The organism is Acinetobacter sp. Lyrl_1 (genome assembly GCF_051948795.1).
GTDB classification, from domain to species: domain Bacteria; phylum Pseudomonadota; class Gammaproteobacteria; order Pseudomonadales; family Moraxellaceae; genus Acinetobacter; species Acinetobacter towneri.
In genome coordinates this window covers 1-16871 of sequence record NZ_JAYJLK010000021.1, presented here as the reverse complement: position 1 = coordinate 16871, position 16871 = coordinate 1, and the positions used below count along the sequence as shown (strand labels likewise).

The following is a 16871-nucleotide window of genomic DNA, read 5'->3' as shown; positions in this document are numbered from 1 at the left end:
ACGATCAGACAAAAAAATGCGCCTCAAGGGCGCATTTTTTTGCAGTAAAGCAAAGTTAAAATTAACCTTGTTTACGCGCTGGCAACTTTTCACGAATACGTGCAGCTTTACCAGAAAGTTCACGTAGGTAGTAAAGTTTAGCACGACGAACGTCACCACGACGTTTCACTTCAATTTTAGCAACGATTGGAGAGTGAGTTTGGAAAACACGCTCAACACCAACACCGCTAGAAATTTTACGTACTGTGAACGCAGAGTTCAAACCACGGTTTTTCTTCGCAATTACCACACCTTCAAATGCTTGAAGACGCTCACGATCACCTTCTTTTACTTTTACTTGAACGATAACTGTATCGCCTGGTGCAAAAGCTGGGATGTCTTGCTTAAGCTGTGCATTTTCAACAGCTTGTACTAAAGGATGCTTACCACTCATGGGGTATCTCCAGTATGTGTGGGTCAGAAGAGGTCTGATTTCCACTGGGTCTAGAGGCTAAAGCGCATAGGCCCGATTGACTTTCCCTTTATGCCTGACCGCTTCAATGCATAAAGAGCCTATTTAAGACTACAAACCAACTGCCTGTAGCCATGGTGCTTAGATAAACCAATTATTTGGTCTACCCTTGCGAATCTTTTAGCCATTTTTTTTGCTGCTTGCTCAACTCAACTTTTTCAATCAACTCAGGTCGACGCTCTAAAGTCCGTTGATAACGCTGCAAAAACCGCCATTTTTCAATATTGGCATGATGACCCGACTTTAATACTTCAGGCACATCCAACCCTTCAAAATGGTCTGGCTTGGTATATTGTGGGCAATCTAAAAGACCATCCACAAATGAGTCTTGCACATGAGATTGTTCATCAGACATTGCACCCGGAAGTCTTCGGATAATACTGTCTAACAACACCATCGCTGGTAGTTCACCGCCCGATAAAACGTAATCGCCAATCGACCATTCCTGATCGACATAATGCTGAATTAAACGCTCATCGACACCCTCATAACGACCACACAATACAATTAATCCATCATATTCAACGAATTGCTGTACTGCAGTCTCATTTAGGGTTTTGCCTTGTGGTGACATATACACCACTGGCACATGAACTGCACCCGCTTGCTGTGCAAGATTTTTGGCATTCTGGATTGCTTGCGCCAAAGGCTCTGCCATCATCACCATACCTGGACCACCACCAAATGGACGTTCATCCACCCGTTTGTAGTTGCCCTGTGCATAATCACGTGGATTAATACAATGAATTTGCATCAAGTCACGTTTTGCTGCACGTCCGCTAATACCGTAAGCTGTAATCGCTTCAAACATTTCAGGAAAAAGCGTAATGACTGCAAAAAACACCGCAGACTCCTCTATTTTCCTGCTCTGCGAATCCTGAAAGGATTAATAATCTACGCCCCAATTCACGTAGATGCGACCCGCTTCGAGATCAACGCGTTGTACCACATCTTTATGCCATGGAATCATACGCTCTTCGCCATCGACGCTATCGGCAGTTGCGCGAACCACCATCACGTCATTGGCACCTGTTTCAAACAGTTCATGGATTTGACCGAGGTTCACTTCTTGTTCGTCATCGTCCAGACCTAACACTGTTAGACCTTTTAAATCAGACCAATAATACTCGTCCACGCCCGGTTGAGGCAGTTGCGCTTTTGAAATCCAGATATTTGCGCCAACCAAGTTGTCTGCTGCGGTACGATCACTCACACCTTTTAAGCTGACCACCAAGCCTTTGCCATGTGGTTTCCAACGTTTTACATCGACCATTTGCCAACCTGCTTTGGTCTCAATGTACCAAGGCAGGTAGTCAAATATGTTGCTCATGGGTTCTGTATTGGAATAGACCCAGAGCCACCCATTTAATCCATAAGCTGAACGTAGCTGTCCAATCTGAATACGATCTTCGGGCACATTCTGTGTTGGTGTCATGGGCTAACCTACTACTTAATTTGTAAAAATTATGCAGCAGCTGCAGCTTTCTTCGCTTGAGCAGCTAAAGAAGCAACACGTTCAGACGGTTGAGCGCCTTGAGCAACCCAGTGTGCAAAACGGTCAGCATCTAAACGAAGTTTTTCTGCTTTACCTTGAGCTGTTGGGTTAAAGAAACCGATACGTTCGATGAAACGACCGTCACGCGCATTGCGGCTGTCAGTTACAACGATTTGATAGAATGGACGCTTTTTAGCACCACCACGAGTAAGACGAATAACTACCATGATACAACCTTATAGTTTTTACGGATTATCCCTGTATCGACCATCGATACATTTCAAACCCCTTTCATAGAGGGCAGTATTTTACGTGAAATTTGCCCTGAATGAAAGATCTAAACGTATTTATCCGCAGATTTGAATTTATTTATTTTCCGTCCCAGTTGGAAGTTGCGGATGGAACACAAGCCGTACCGCTATTGATATCAGAACCTTTAGTCCAACAACGCTGCCCACGATGATTTAATACCAAATGACCATCCGTACTTTGTGATCCTGTTGGTGTTGCAGTTAAAGTCCAACTACCAAGCCCCTGATCTGATAATGCAATCGTATATAAAGGCGTTCCTGATGAAGGTATTTGGTTCGTCACACCAACATCTGCTAACGTAACAAAACTGCCATCTGCTTTTTCAAAGCTAAAACGAGCAATTTTATACTTCTGCAACCTACTCGCAATATCCATCATTGTACTTTGCGCATCTATTCTTTTCGCTCTCCGCACTGAGTCTTGGTATGATGGATAGGCTATTGCGGCCAAAATAGCGATAACTGCCACTACAATCATCAATTCGATGAGCGTAAATCCAGAGAAGTGTTTTTTCACCATGTCTCACTCCCTGTCGCCTCTGTTCCACAACCTGTGAATGTCACATTGCTGCTGGTTTTATTTTTACAACGAATTCCATTACTACTCATTAAGAATGTAAAGTTTCGACCATCATTGTGCACAGCACGTATTACCCAACTCGTTCCACTTGCTGCTGCAACCGTAAGAGCTGGATTTCCCGTAGCACCATCTCTAACCACAAAAGTATAGTTTTGAACAGTATTTGGAGTAAGATTAAAACCTAAATAATTAAAATTACGCGATTTCCAACGTTCAAGCTCACTTGCTAAACGCTGCACTTCCTGCTGTGCTTGTGCTGCGTTAGCTCTACGTGCATATTCCTGATAACTTGGAATAGCGATTGCTGCAATAATTGCAACAATCACCACCACAACCATCAGCTCAATTAAGGTAAAACCTTTTTGGATAGATAATGTGTTGTTCATATACCTCTCCTTTACCTAATTAAACTGTTTTTTTCATACCAACGTTGAGGAATTAAGCACATTTGGGTAGCTTGGCCAACGCCACCCGCACCAGTAGTAGTAACTAAAATTCGTCCACCAGTATTGGCACAATAATTTAAGCTACTTGCTACTTTATCTTCATTCTTGGTAGTTTCGTCAGGGTTATCACCACCTTCATCATCACCGCAATCATCACCTACACACTTATTATCATTACCTGTAGTGATATTTTGGATACCAATCCCAATAGGCACACCTCGCCCGCCCTCTTCACTTGACTTACACTGACCAAAAGGCATACAGAAGGTGGTCATAAAGCTTTCGCCTTTCACCCCGGCACCACAATCTCCTGAAATACCAGGTTTACTACTATCAAATGTTGAAACATATAAACGATAGTTCATTACTAAAGGTGTGCCAAAGACTTTTTCACTTTGTAATTTATAATCATCACAACCCTTTTTGGTACCATCACTTCCAGCAACACAGTTATTAAATTGGTAGTACCAACCATTAGTTGAATATGGAGCAACTGGTGTTGTATTACTATAACGATTATCTTCAGTTAGCAAAGCTAAACCAGTAATATTTTGAGTATTTAAACTACTTGCCGTATATAAGTCTTTACGTGCTACATCTTTATCGTAAAGATTATAAACCGCATCATAACTTACACCTGTAGTCCCTACGGTATAGCTTTGTAAAGGCTGACTACGATTACCACTACCTATTGAAATAACTGCGAATGTTGTGCCTTTTTCATTATAAATTGAAAAGCTTGGCATATCATAAAAACGTGGACTTTTTTCAGCATTGTTTAAATCTAGCAATCGCACAGGTGTTCTTGCAAACCCTCCCAGCTTGGTTGCTTTATTGTTTAAATCAATACGAAATACCTGCCCCCCCAAATCTCCAAAATATAGATGATCAACCAAATCATCACCATCGCGGTCTACGGTGCGAATTTCACCCACCACACTATATTTTAAATCATCATGATGTGTTTTTATTACGCCTGTATCTGTAGTTGCGCTACTGCTTGTACCTGCATTGGCACTTGACCACCATAATAAACTTCCAGCATCACTACCTTCAGCACTAAACATATAAACGCCAGCGCCTTTTTTGTTAGCTTGATTGTAGTTGTGGTTTTCATAACCACGATCATAGCCACCACCAACAAACATCACCAACTTACGTTTACCAGCCCAATTAACATAGCCAATACTTGGTTTAGACCAACTTTCACCCATATAACTCAAAGGTCCTGAAGTTGCAGCATCAGGATTAATGTGAAAATTTAGCTTAGGTGCATCAATATTTTGCAAATCCAGAGAGTAATAACTGCGCCCACCCATACGTAGACCACCAAATGCAAGTTGCTTGCCTTTTTGATTTATGCCTTTACCTGTACCTACAGTTAAATTACCAGAACTATCAATTACATATTCGGTATGCACAGTCCAAGGTCCATCTATACCATAATAGAGATGATTAACTCCCCCATTAGTTAATGTGTAATCTGTAAAACCTTTATATTGATTATCAACCATTTCATTTGGCACAAATGCAAACTTTTCTTGTCCAGTCTTGGCATCCACAACATGTAACAAACCTTGCGTGGTACCAAAAAGTACATAATCGTCACGGTTGGTTGAGCCAATTGTTTTAGTGGTTAAGTTGTAAGTTACTTTACCTTTATTGGTTACAAGCACAGGAAGGGAGTGCATCACAGCACCTACTTGGCGAAGCTCTGGTCTTAATATAGCTGTATTTAATTCAGGATCACCAGCATCAATCCGATACCCTAACAAACTCATTAGATAGTCACGTTTTGGGTCATCTGTATAAGTAGTATCGGTCAAATAATTAAGATTGACTGTTCGCAATGTTGTATTACTGCCAGTAAAACTTGCTGATGTACCAGTGCCACTACCTACGCGATTTGTTAGCAATTTACGTTGTACAGTGCCATCGTCTGCACTACGTAATTTTAGTTGTGACCACACACCTCCTCGAGCAGAAAATTTACGACTACCAAGCGTATTTTCATCTGCATCTGCAGTTGTCGTATTGTCGCTAATAGCATATGCCCAAGAATCATATACAGCAGATAACAATTTACCATTATCATCATAAGTAGGTTCAATCAAACGGCCACGACTATCATGTACATTGCGATTATTTTTACCTTGAAGCCTACCATTAGCACCAACGGTATATTTTTTCAAGTTTCCAACCCAAAGACTATAATTTTTGTCGGGTGTTGGCTTAAACTGTTGATAGTAAGCATCATCTTGTAAAATGACAGGGTTAAGAGCATCCTTCGGAATAGTCGGTGAACCTGTAGTCACAGATGGAATCTCAGCTCCCAAATCCCCTAAGAATGAATTCACACTATTTACAATATCTTCTGAGCTATTACCTGAATACCATCCTCCTTCTCCAATTACCCCCCAATATGCTGCCGCTTCTTGGTCTGACAAGTTCGTTCTTATCAGTACATTACCATTACTATCCCTTTTAATATTACCGTTACTATCCAGTTGTAAAAATGGTTCTAAATTTTCTTCTTGAGATAAAGCCTTATTAAAAGATTCTATCGAGTTAAAATCAGAGCCAAAACCAACGACTGCTGTTTTGATTTTTAAACCCAATGGATTTTTAGTTGAGTCTAGTAGATTTTTAGTAAAGTTATGCACACAGTCCCAACCTGTACTAGAGTTTGTACAACTTAAGGTTGAACTTTTCTCCCCTAGTGCAGCTTGCATCAACCCTTTCGCATTTCCGTTATTATTAGGCACACCATCGGTTAGTACATAAATACCTTGTCCACTACATTGTTTAATCTCATTACTCTGAATCAAAGACGCTGGAGAAACATATAAAGTCCCGGCAGTATTTTTAGTCGCAGGATAAGAATACACGAAACCACTATCTGTAGTTTCGGAAGGAATGCTTTTATTTTCAAAAGCACAAGAACCACTTATTCCATCTTCTGTACATGATTTATCATAATTTAAGGTAGTAGGATTTACAGTACTAGCCTCCCCCCACTCATTACAACCACCCGCATTATATTCGGTACAGGTCTTATAATTTGGCGTCGTTGATTGAACTGAAGCCTCCTTGAAATAATAGGTAGTTTTGTTTACTTTTTCATTTTTCAGTGCTGTGGCCACATTTTTTTTCACCGTATCAGAACTACCTGTACAGCTTGAAGTGGTTGTTACACCTGTATCACCATTACATTTGTAATATGTTTTCCCACTTTTACGATACATATACGTTTTTACTGATGAAGTGCTAGGATAATACCTAAAATACATAGGGATACTGACAGTTGTTGCTCCTGTTGTTCTGGTTCCAAACAAATATGCAGCTGTTTCAGCATAAGCATTTGCTGTCGGTGTTCCACCCCTTGCCCCTAATACAGCAATTTCATTCAATAAAATCTGGCGCTGAGTCACTCCATTGACTTTTTCACCTAACGGTCGTGCGGGAATCCGGACCTGGCCACTGACATTATCTGCAGTGAGTGGCTGTCCATCCTTAAAACTTGTAGGACGTGAATAGGTGGATAATCCGATCACTTTAGTATCGTCTAATTTAACAATACCTTTTGAGGTGTTTCCATGTAAAAGATCGAATAAACCATCTTTTAAACGTGTGATACGGTCATAATATTTTGCTGTACTTTTCGGTTTATAGTAATAAACAGTATCAGTCCCTGATTGGGTCATTTGGCTTGCATCTTTAGGCAAAACTGGGAGTGATTCCGTACAATCATCCTGATCCGTTGAGCCACTTGGTCCACAACTAAAATACTGATAGTTACCACTCGAGCCTATGCGTTTATAAAAATAAGCATCGTGTTTGACTTTACAATAATAACGTTTATAGACTGGGCTCCCATTAGTAGAGTTTTCATTACTATTGTTATCGACACTCGTACCATCAGGAATATCACAAGAACTTTTGTTACCTAGTTGCTGAGGAGCACCCATACTCCCTGAAATATCCAACATAAACATAAGTGAAATATCACCAGATCTCGCTTCTTGATAAATATCAATATCGCTGGCCTGAGTGATACCACTTGCTATAATGCTGGTACAAACTGCTGCAATACAGGTCACAAGCAATTTCTGACAATAGGATTTTTTTTCTCTATTTTGAATTTGTTTCATCTCGCTATTCCCCATTTATGTAAAATCTTGTGCAATCAAGTATTCAGTAACTTGCGAAGTAAAGGGTATATTCAATTCAGCCAAGCAGTCCGTTACGCTCTGCCGAAATACAGAATTGGTTGCCACAGCAGTTCCAGATGGAATCGTAACCTCGCTCATACGTGAGTTTAAACAGGTATCAATCTGTCCAGCTGTTGCTGTCGTTAAAGTTGGCATAATAGATACAGCAAATACTTTTACAGGTTTATTTTTCTCAAACTTTACACCTTTTTCATCGGTGCCATATTGCATCCCGTAGAAAGGATCATTGTCGGACTGACTTGAAAATTTCACTGCAACCTGTGTCATAACAGCACGACGCCCACTGGTAAAAAAGTTACCTGTCGTCGCTGAAACACTACAATATCCGTCTGTGCCTAAAGTATTATTCGTTGGTGTAGAACTGCCTGCTTCCCACGTCATTAAACTGGCTCTGCTAATATCAAAAAAAGTATCTTCTTCTCCTAAAAAGCAAAAGACCAACTCTTTATCTTTATTAGCAGCGCCATTGATATAACCAAACATCCCACTAGCACTTAAGCTTTGAATTAGATTCTCTTCTCGCTCAATATTAAAAAAAGCTGCATCTGAGTTTTGCATTAATAGCTGTTGTGCTTGGCTATTCGTAGCAACATTTAATGAAACCAAACCTTGTCTTATCGCTAATGTTCCAATAACAGTAATCGCTAGCAGCATAATCATGACAACTATTAGTGTTGCGCCACGCTGTGATGTATAAAACTTCATTATCTTTCTCCAAACGTGTTACGCAATGCAACTGTTTGAGAAACAACTTCTCGTACATATTTAGGTGCGTTCGCTGCTGGAGTTCTTATTTTGACATGCTGATCTAACACCCAAAAAGTTTGATCATCCGAAACCATTGCATCCCCTCCAACCGCCTGATTGGAACGCACTAAAGCACCAATTTGTACGGATAAAATACGAGGACGTGAACCTGCTGCAAGCCCCATATAGTCATTGATAGACATATAACGATAACTATTATTATTTTGAACACCCAATTGGACTCTAAAATGATCAACTCGCTTCATAATAATTTGCCCCGTACTTGCACCAAAGTTAGCTGTACCTAACACCTGAGATGGAGCCCCTCCTTCTACACGAGTTACACCTGTTTCTGTTAAGGCATAAAAACCCGCTTCACATGCGAGCGCCAATGGCTGATTAGGCTCATTACCTGCATTATTATCAGTTCTTAAGAAATAGCGTTGCACGATCATTTGCCGCCCGAAAGGCATATTTCCACCAGGATTTTCCACGCTAAACCTTAACTCCTGCCCTTCACAATCAAACCCTCCAACCCACTCATCATCATTTGTAGCAGCTGTGCCTTTATCATCTAAAACATATTGTGGTGTGAATTGAATCGTAAGCTGATCACTAAGTATATCTGTACCTGTGGCATTACCTTCAGCATCTTCACCTATTTGCTGTACGTTTGATGCTCCAGTCCACACAGGAACTCCTCCTGGTGACATTCCCTGACTTCTAGATAATAAGTTTACGTTTGCGGTAGTACCCACAATCGTTTTATAAAGATTACTTAAAGGAATAGCATCAACTGCAGGTGAGGTAGCTGTTGCTGGAACAGCAGGGATTTGAGTAGCATTAACAGAAGAAGTTAAAACCATGCCACCATATTTGGTTTCATCATTTACTTGTGCTGTTGTTGCATTTAAATTGGTTAGTCGAATATCTTTGGCAATGTAATTCAAACCGAAATTGGCATTATCTTGTAAATCAGACATACCTGTTTGTAGAACGTAACTTTTTTGCCCTGTGAGAAATAACATTGTCGCCGCTGCTGCAATAACCAATCCCAATGCAAGTGCAATCATTAATTCTAGTAACGTAAAACCAGAAGCATATCCCCATGATTTATGATGCGACTGAATATCTAGCTTTTCTGCAGAAGAGCTCATTTCATATGTAGGTGTGTTATCTGATGAATAAAATATAGTCATTAATACAACTCCATAATCAAACAAGTTGAAACTGGGTTATAAGCTATACTATTGGTGCAATCTCCATCGCCTGTACCATCTGTAGCAGATGTATCATTCCAAGCTACATAGACACAATTTCGCCCATCATTATTACCTTGACACTCAATGACATTCATTGTCATTCCAACCGATCTTGCGCGCGTTGTTACTTGCGACACATCAAAATCTGCAAGCTCTGCTGGTGAGCAATTAGTCGTAAAACAATTTACTGTTGAAGTTGTCTGACTATCGGGATCGCCCATTTCTTGCATATAAGTTGCTACAACCCCACGATTCACCCTCACTCGCTCCGCCAAATCTCTTGCAATATTAATAGCCTGCACCCTATAGCTACTTTCAGCAGTTGCTTCAACAGCACGGTACTGCAATGCCACAAAGCCTAATACACCGATAGCTAAAACCAACATTGCAACTAATACTTCAACCAAACCCACACCATGTTGATAGTTGTTTATTTTCATTAGCACGTCCCTTCCGTTACTTGTATGGTACCCATCAAAGAGAGACTGATATTTTTAGATTTATTACCACCACTTTCATTACAAATAATAAATGGCTGCCCACTAATATCGGCTGCAAAGTCCTGAATTCCTCCACTTAATTGAAAAGTAATTGTAGTGGGAGAGCCTGTTTTTAACACTGCTTGGCCTCTAGGTGACCAATTTAATCGGTTTGGTGTATCTGCATCTAAAGAGTTCAACCTAACTGTAACTTCTCTACGCTCTAACACAGCTTTAGAACGCGCACTATTCAATTGACCAATCAGTTCCTGCGTACTTCTATTCAAATTTTGATTTTGCAATAAATCCCCAAACGAAGGAGCCGCCATCATCGCGATAATCGCCATCACCGCAATGGTCACCATCAACTCAATTAAGGTGAACCCGTTTTCTTTTTTTCGCATACTCCCCCCAAGACACAGACTTTGCCCTATTAAAAATAATAGCAAACAACTTTACAAAACCCTCACACTTCAGGATAAAAGGCATAAAAAAGCAGATAACCGTCATGCAACAGTTATCTGCCTATTTTTCATCAATTTTTTAAAGTGTTATGTACTTCGCAGTTTAAGCCTGTATTATAGGAATACGTAACTCTTTTGGCAAACTAAAGGTAATATTTTCTTCACGGCCTGCAAGCTCTTCAGGGGCAGTTGCACCCCAGTCTTGCAAACGCTGAATCACTTGTTTAATTAAAATTTCTGGTGCAGATGCACCCGCAGTTACACCAATTTTTGTATTCGGCTGAAACCATGCTTGCTCCAACTCGTCTGCATTATCCACCAAATAGGCGTGTTTCCCCATACGTTCGGCTAACTCGCGCAAACGGTTGGAGTTAGATGAGTTTGGAGAACCAACCACCAACACCACATCACACTGATTGGCCAAGTCACGCACTGCATCCTGACGGTTTTGAGTGGCGTAGCAAATATCGTCTTTACGTGGCCCTTGAATATTTGGATATTTTTGGCGCAAGGCATCAATCACTTTGGCAGTATCATCAATCGACAAAGTAGTTTGCGTCACAAAAGCCACTTTATCTGGATGCTGAACCGCAAGTGCAGCCACATCATCTTCATCTTCCACCAAATAAATTTCACCGCCATTTTTCTTGTCGTACTGACCCATCGTCCCTTCAACTTCGGGGTGTCCTTCGTGACCAATCAAAATCGCCTCTGTGCCTTCACGCGCATATTTGGTGACTTCAATATGTACTTTGGTGACCAACGGACAAGTCGCATCAAATACTTTTAAGCCACGACGCTCCGCTTCTTGCTGCACCGCTTTAGATACGCCATGTGCACTAAAAATCACGATATTGTCATCGGGCACTTCATCTAGCTCATCGACAAAAATTGCACCGCGTTGGCGTAAGTCATCTACCACAAACTTATTGTGTACCACTTCGTGACGTACATATACAGGAGGGTTAAAACACTCAAGGGCACGATTTACAATCGCAATTGCTCGGTCTACACCTGCACAAAAACCACGTGGATTCGCCAATACAATTTCCATAGAACCCTCTATGTTGAAGTTAAATAGGTAGGATGTTTAAAAAATTATGCCAACAAAAGCCATCTTGGCTATTTTGTTTAAGGGGCGTCTACTCTAAAATAGAGAAGATATTTTATCATATCAGGAAAAATATCATGTCGGGTCTATTGTTTGTCGTTTCGGCCGCTTCAGGAACAGGCAAAACATCCCTTGTTAAAGCTCTACTTGAGCGTGTGAATAATTTACACGTTTCAGTCTCTCACACAACACGTGGTCAGCGTCCCGGCGAACTCGATGGTGTGCATTATCACTTCACACAAAAACAAGATTTTATCGACTTGGTAGAACAAGGCGGTTTTATTGAATATGCAGAAGTATTTGGCAACTATTATGGTACCGCGCAAGCGACGGTTAAAGAGCAGTTAGCCAAAGGTCACGATGTATTGCTTGAAATTGACTGGCAAGGTGCTCAGCAAGTACGCAATCTTTTTCCTGAATCGAAGCAAATTTTTATTCTTCCACCAAGTCAGTTTGATTTACGCGAGCGTTTGTCTAACCGTGGCACCGATGCAGTCGATGTAATTGAGCATCGTTTGGGCTGCGCAGTTGAAGATATGCAACAATATGTCAATTTTGACTATGTGATTATTAATGATGACTTTAATAAGGCTCTGCACGATTTAGAATCTGTGATTACGGCTAATCGTTTGGTGATGGCGCAGCAGGCGCATCGTCATCAAGCCTTGATTCAAAAGTTAATTAGCCCGCCAAGCGCGTGATTAAAACTTGAGTCTATAAGCAAAGCACCTTATACTGCACAGTCTGTTTAAATTTATTATTCGAACGAGAATTCTTATGGCACGCGTTACCGTTGAAGATTGTTTAGACCATGTAGACAACCGCTTTGAGCTTGTACTAGTGGCAAGCAAGCGCGCGCGTCAATTGGCACGTCAAGGCATAGAACCTACCGTTGAGTGGGACAACGACAAACCTACCGTTGTTGCTTTACGTGAAATTGCAGAAGGTCACGTTTCTAAAGACATTTTGAAACAACGTGATCAAGATTATCAAACTTCGAGTCTTGACCTCGCACTTTCAGCAAATAACTTGAATTTAGATGGTTTTTCTTTCCAATAAGAACGACTTTCTGAAAAAGCCTAGTTTTTTACTAGGCTTTTTTGTTGTCTGAACTTTAATCTTGCGCTAAAAACCGTTATAACATAAGGATTAAGACCTAATTTTAAATGGTCTAATGACCTTATGTTTTGGTACGAAAAAAATTGACAAGTCATGCAATATGCTTTTCATTATAAGGTCTAACTGTAGATTCGTTATCACTTGTATTTTAAAGGGTGTTATATGCCAGGCACGATGGTTAGCCAAGCCAAACAACAGCTTCAAGCCATGATCGAACCTTACCTGAGTGTAAGTGAAGTCGAACAGGTGCTTACGGCTTGCGATTATGCCGAGCATGCGCATGATGGCGTTACCCGTAAAAGTGGTGAACCTTATGTGCTACACCCGATTGCGGTAAGTTGTATCTTGGCGCACATGCGTTTGGATGCCGACACCTTGATTGCCGCCCTCTTGCATGATGTTATTGAAGATACTGACTTCAGCAAGGATGACATCACGGAGAAATTCGGGCGTACCGTTGCCGAACTAGTCGATGGTGTGACCAAACTTAGCCATTCCAGCGACAAGGAATACAACAAAGCCGCATCGTTCCGTAAAATTCTGCAAGCGACCTTACAGGATCCACGTGTCATTATTGTGAAACTGGCAGACCGCTATCACAACATGACCACTTTAGATGCGCTGCGACCAGACAAACGCGCACGTATCGCCCAAGAAACCTTTGATGTATTTGTACCCATGGCACGTATCGTGGGTATGAATGAAATGGCAGATAACCTTGAACATTTGTGTTATCAAAACCTTGATTTAGATATGTATAACGATGTGCAAGCTGCCCTGTTGCACACCAAGCCAAAACGCTGCGAATACCAATCTAAATGGGAACAAAACCTTGCCGACCTGCTGCAAGACAATCAAATTGCAGGCCGTATTAAAAAGAAAAATAACAACATTGAATTACTGCGCCACTTTGTTAAAAACGATATTGATCTACAAGAACTGACCCACAGCCACGCCTTCGAAATTATTTTACAAAGTATTGCTGACTGTGACCGTTTGGCTGATATTTTACGTGACAGCTTTCAGGTCTTGCATTATGAAGATCATATTCGTCGCCCACTACCAGGTGGCAACCAATCACTCATGATGCGTCTAAAAGGCGAGCAAACCACCTTATCACTCACCATTCAAACTGAACTGATGCGTAAAGCGGCACGTTTTGGTGTGGTCTTGGGTGAAAACGCACCTCAAGCCTGCCGTTCTGCCATTCAAGCCTCTATGAAAAGCTTGAATGTGTTGATTGATGGTGAGTGTGCCAAAACCACATTTAGCGATTTGCTGGATTATCTGCATCAAGAGAAAATTCATGTCTATACCCCGCACGGGCATTTACATGAATTGCCACAAGGTGCAACTGCGGTAGATTTTGCCTATGCAGCCAGTCTGTTCTTAGGCAACCACGCTGTAGGCACAAAAATTAATGGCGAAAGCAAACCGCTTTCGACGCCACTCATTAGCGGACAAGTGGTCGAAATCATCACCGATGTTTTAGCCACACCCAACCCAGATTGGTTGAGTTTTATTAATACCCAAAAAGCCCGTCGTGCACTACAGAATATTTTGCGTGATCAAGATATTGAAGAACAGCGTTTGGTGGGTCAACAAGCACTTAACCGTGCACTAAAACTGTTTAATCACTCGATTCAAGACCTGACCGAAGCAGATTGGTTAAATGTGTTGCAATGGCGTCATATCGACTCCAAAGACCGTTTATTTGAGCAAATTGCAGTCGGTGATTTATTACCGCAGTTGGTGGCAAACCACATTTACGCACTTGATCAGGATAGCAACGAACATTCTGACCGTCTGATTCAAGGTACAGAAGGTATTGACGTCAAATATGCACACTGTTGCAACCCGGTGCTGGGCGATCCAATTCAGGGCAACTTGTCACGTCGTGGTTTGATTGTGCATCGTGCGCGCTGCAACAACTTACTGCATGAGCAGCATCAACATCCTGAAAATATCATGCCGCTACAATGGACTTCAGAAGATGTCGATGACGTGAGTTTTACCGCTTACCTCAGCATTGATATGGATATGAATGACGAACAAATTTCCGATTTGATCTATCAATGCCGTAAAGCGAAAACTGGGGTAGAGATGGTGCGTAGCCACGAAGGCAAAACCCATGTCAATATTGTGGTGAATAACCGTAAGCAAATTGCAAAAATCATTCGTGATTTGCGTATGCATTATGGCTTCCCACGGATTAGCCGTTTAGCGCGTCCCATCAGCATTGTAGAAGAAGCCAAAGCTTGTTAATTCAATGTGTTGCATGGTGATATTGCTGCATATTCAATCGCTTTTGCATAACTGACTCATCAGGCTACTGAAAGGTAGTCGGATGGTCTATCATGTTCGTACATTATTTTAGGAGAAATCAATGTCTCGCCAAGTCATCCATACTGAAAATGCACCTGCAGCAATTGGTACTTACTCACAAGCTATTTTAGTGGGCAATACCGTTTATTTATCAGGTCAAATTGGTTTAGACCCGTACAGCATGGAATTGGTAGAAGGCATTGAAGCGCAAATTCGCCGCGTATTTGATAACTTAAAGGCCGTTTGCGAAGCGGCGGGTGGCTCTTTGGCCGATATTGCCAAGCTCAATATTTTCCTGACCGATTTATCACACTTCCAATTGGTCAATCAGATTATGGGTGAATATTTTGCACAACCTTACCCTGCGCGTGCAGCCTTAGGTGTGGCCAGCTTACCTAAAGGTGCTTTAGTTGAAATGGATGGCGTGGTGATTATCAATTCATAAGTCATTATCATTCAGATACTTAAAAACAAATAAACGATGCCACCTATTAAGTGGCATTTTTTAATTCAAAAACCCAATTACAATAAATGACTTTTCAAATGATTTTTATTGACAAACGATAATAATTATCAATAATAACACTTATCTTATTTCAATTATTGTGGTTGCATTCATGTACGTTTGCTTATGCCGTGGTATTACAGATCAAGACATCAAAGAAGCCGTTGCCAATGGTGCAGAGAGCTATCGTGAAATTCGCGATATGTTTGACTTGGGCACTTGTTGTGGTCGCTGTGCACCTGAAACTCGCGCTATCATTAGCGATGAAATTGCACAAATTGCGTCTCGTCTTGCCGTTGCTGCCTAAAGCTGACGTTTTATTGCTCTCCCGCATTTAAGTATTATAATTTTTACTAGGTTTCCCTCTCCCGCTTCCGACTACAGCAGGTTTTTCTTGGCTTACATTTTTCCACATTGCCTAGCCAATTGTTTTTGATTGCGATTGTCATTTGCGGTCTGGGGTCTATTTATACTTCATCTACGTTTGCGACGACGCATATTTTTTAGCTGATATAAGGCATGGGACAGGAAATTTAGTCATTCTAAATGACTGGCACATAACGCAATAGCAGCAAAAAATATGCTTGTCCTGAAAGGCTGTGGCTAAAACTTTCTCAGATTGCGTTATGAAACTTGGCAATAGTCTCGCTATTCCCTTCGTTTCATGCCTTATCTGCTCAGTTTTAGCCGACAGCGCAAACCATTTATGAAGTATAAATAGCCCCTAAATCACTCGCCATTTTGCCCAGTCTTGTTTAAGATAGAAATATAGATTGCCTTAAGCGGTTTAAGGCAGAAATTGTTGATGGAGTGCTGCAATGAAAGGCAATCGTGATGTGATTAATCAACTCAACCAAGTTTTGTATCATCACCTGACTGCAATTAACCAATATTTTTTACATTCACGTATGTTTAATGATTGGGGCATTGAACAACTCGGCTCGGCTGAATATAAAGAGTCGATTCGTCAAATGAAACATGCTGACAAAATTATTGAACGTATTTTATTTTTAGAAGGGCTGCCAAATTTACAGCACTTGGGCAAATTGTATATCGGTCAGCATACAGTTGAAGTTTTAAACTGCGATGTGCGTAAAGTCCAAGAAAATATTGAAGCGATTCAAAAAGCGGTGGTTTTGGCAGAGCAACAACTGGACTATGTAACCCGTGATTTGGTTCAGGAAATTCTAGAGAAAGAAGAAGAGTACTTAGACTGGGCAACGACACAACTTGATTTGGTTGAAACGGTAGGCATTGAAAACTATATTCAAAGTCAACTCTAAG

The 16871-nt window shown here is 41.1% G+C and carries 18 protein-coding genes; 6 read left to right on the top strand and 12 right to left on the bottom strand.

The window, feature by feature from the left end; translation table 11 throughout:
• Positions 1-61: 61 nt before the first annotated feature.
• From rplS to ispH, 12 genes are all read right to left on the bottom strand, one after another.
• A complete protein-coding gene (rplS, locus tag VF675_RS08210) occupies positions 62-433 on the bottom strand; it encodes a 50S ribosomal protein L19 (protein ID WP_004974529.1) in 372 nt (123 codons plus the stop codon).
• A gap of 181 nt (positions 434-614) precedes the next feature.
• The gene (gene trmD / locus VF675_RS08205) at positions 615-1355 is read right to left on the bottom strand and encodes a tRNA (guanosine(37)-N1)-methyltransferase TrmD (RefSeq protein ID WP_440205046.1); all 741 of its coding nucleotides are present in this window, start codon (positions 1353-1355) and stop codon (positions 615-617) included.
• Positions 1356-1397: 42 nt separating this feature from the next.
• Entirely contained in the window at positions 1398-1946 is a 549-nt protein-coding gene (gene rimM, locus VF675_RS08200) for a ribosome maturation factor RimM (RefSeq protein ID WP_004974527.1), read from the bottom strand.
• Between the two features lie 29 nt (positions 1947-1975).
• On the bottom strand, positions 1976-2233 hold the full coding sequence (gene rpsP, locus VF675_RS08195; protein WP_004974526.1) for a 30S ribosomal protein S16: 258 nt from the start codon (positions 2231-2233) through the stop codon (positions 1976-1978).
• 142 nt (positions 2234-2375) lie between these two features.
• On the bottom strand, positions 2376-2837 hold the full coding sequence (locus VF675_RS08190; protein WP_179997170.1) for a type IV pilin protein: 462 nt from the start codon (positions 2835-2837) through the stop codon (positions 2376-2378).
• Positions 2831-3283, bottom strand: a complete 453-nt coding sequence (locus tag VF675_RS08185) for a type IV pilin protein (protein ID WP_179997171.1) — start codon at positions 3281-3283, stop codon at positions 2831-2833. The genes VF675_RS08190 and VF675_RS08185 overlap by 7 nt, the downstream gene beginning before the upstream one ends.
• An 11-nt stretch (positions 3284-3294) precedes the next feature.
• A complete protein-coding gene (locus tag VF675_RS08180; protein ID WP_440205045.1) occupies positions 3295-7494 on the bottom strand; it encodes a pilus assembly protein in 4200 nt (1399 codons plus the stop codon).
• A 15-nt stretch (positions 7495-7509) separates the two neighbouring features.
• Positions 7510-8280, bottom strand: a complete 771-nt coding sequence (locus VF675_RS08175; protein WP_440205044.1) for a pilus assembly PilX family protein — start codon at positions 8278-8280, stop codon at positions 7510-7512.
• Complete coding sequence (locus tag VF675_RS08170) at positions 8280-9479, bottom strand: PilW family protein (RefSeq protein WP_286409154.1); 1200 nt, start codon at positions 9477-9479, stop codon at positions 8280-8282. Before VF675_RS08170 ends, VF675_RS08175 begins: the two co-directional genes overlap by 1 nt.
• 41 nt (positions 9480-9520) lie before the next feature.
• The gene (gene pilV / locus VF675_RS08165; RefSeq protein ID WP_286409096.1) at positions 9521-10024 is read right to left on the bottom strand and encodes a type IV pilus modification protein PilV; all 504 of its coding nucleotides are present in this window, start codon (positions 10022-10024) and stop codon (positions 9521-9523) included.
• Entirely contained in the window at positions 10024-10467 is a 444-nt protein-coding gene (locus VF675_RS08160) for a GspH/FimT family pseudopilin (protein ID WP_440205043.1), read from the bottom strand. Before VF675_RS08160 ends, pilV begins: the two co-directional genes overlap by 1 nt.
• 163 nt (positions 10468-10630) lie before the next feature.
• Positions 10631-11581 (bottom strand): 4-hydroxy-3-methylbut-2-enyl diphosphate reductase, encoded by a 951-nt coding sequence (ispH, locus tag VF675_RS08155; RefSeq protein ID WP_440205042.1) that lies wholly within the window; start codon positions 11579-11581, stop codon positions 10631-10633.
• A gap of 134 nt (positions 11582-11715) precedes the next feature.
• Between ispH and gmk the strand changes: the two genes are divergently transcribed.
• The 6 genes from gmk to bfr all read left to right on the top strand — a co-directional run bounded on the left by gmk (position 11716) and on the right by bfr (position 16870).
• Positions 11716-12339, top strand: coding sequence for a guanylate kinase (gmk, locus tag VF675_RS08150; RefSeq protein ID WP_004974513.1), 624 nt, complete (start codon positions 11716-11718; stop codon positions 12337-12339).
• Positions 12340-12415: 76 nt separating this feature from the next.
• A complete protein-coding gene (rpoZ, locus tag VF675_RS08145) occupies positions 12416-12697 on the top strand; it encodes a DNA-directed RNA polymerase subunit omega (protein ID WP_004809957.1) in 282 nt (93 codons plus the stop codon).
• A gap of 222 nt (positions 12698-12919) precedes the next feature.
• Positions 12920-15022 carry a RelA/SpoT family protein gene (locus VF675_RS08140; protein ID WP_440205041.1) on the top strand — a complete coding sequence of 701 codons (2103 nt, stop codon included), beginning with the start codon at positions 12920-12922 and terminating at the stop codon, positions 15020-15022.
• Between the two features lie 121 nt (positions 15023-15143).
• Positions 15144-15527, top strand: a complete 384-nt coding sequence (locus VF675_RS08135; RefSeq protein ID WP_004809961.1) for a RidA family protein — start codon at positions 15144-15146, stop codon at positions 15525-15527.
• Positions 15528-15699: 172 nt separating this feature from the next.
• On the top strand, positions 15700-15894 hold the full coding sequence (locus VF675_RS08130; protein WP_004809963.1) for a bacterioferritin-associated ferredoxin: 195 nt from the start codon (positions 15700-15702) through the stop codon (positions 15892-15894).
• 511 nt (positions 15895-16405) lie between these two features.
• Positions 16406-16870, top strand: coding sequence for a heteropolymeric bacterioferritin subunit Bfr (gene bfr, locus VF675_RS08125; protein ID WP_131260631.1), 465 nt, complete (start codon positions 16406-16408; stop codon positions 16868-16870).
• The last annotated feature ends 1 nt before the right edge of the window (position 16871 follow it).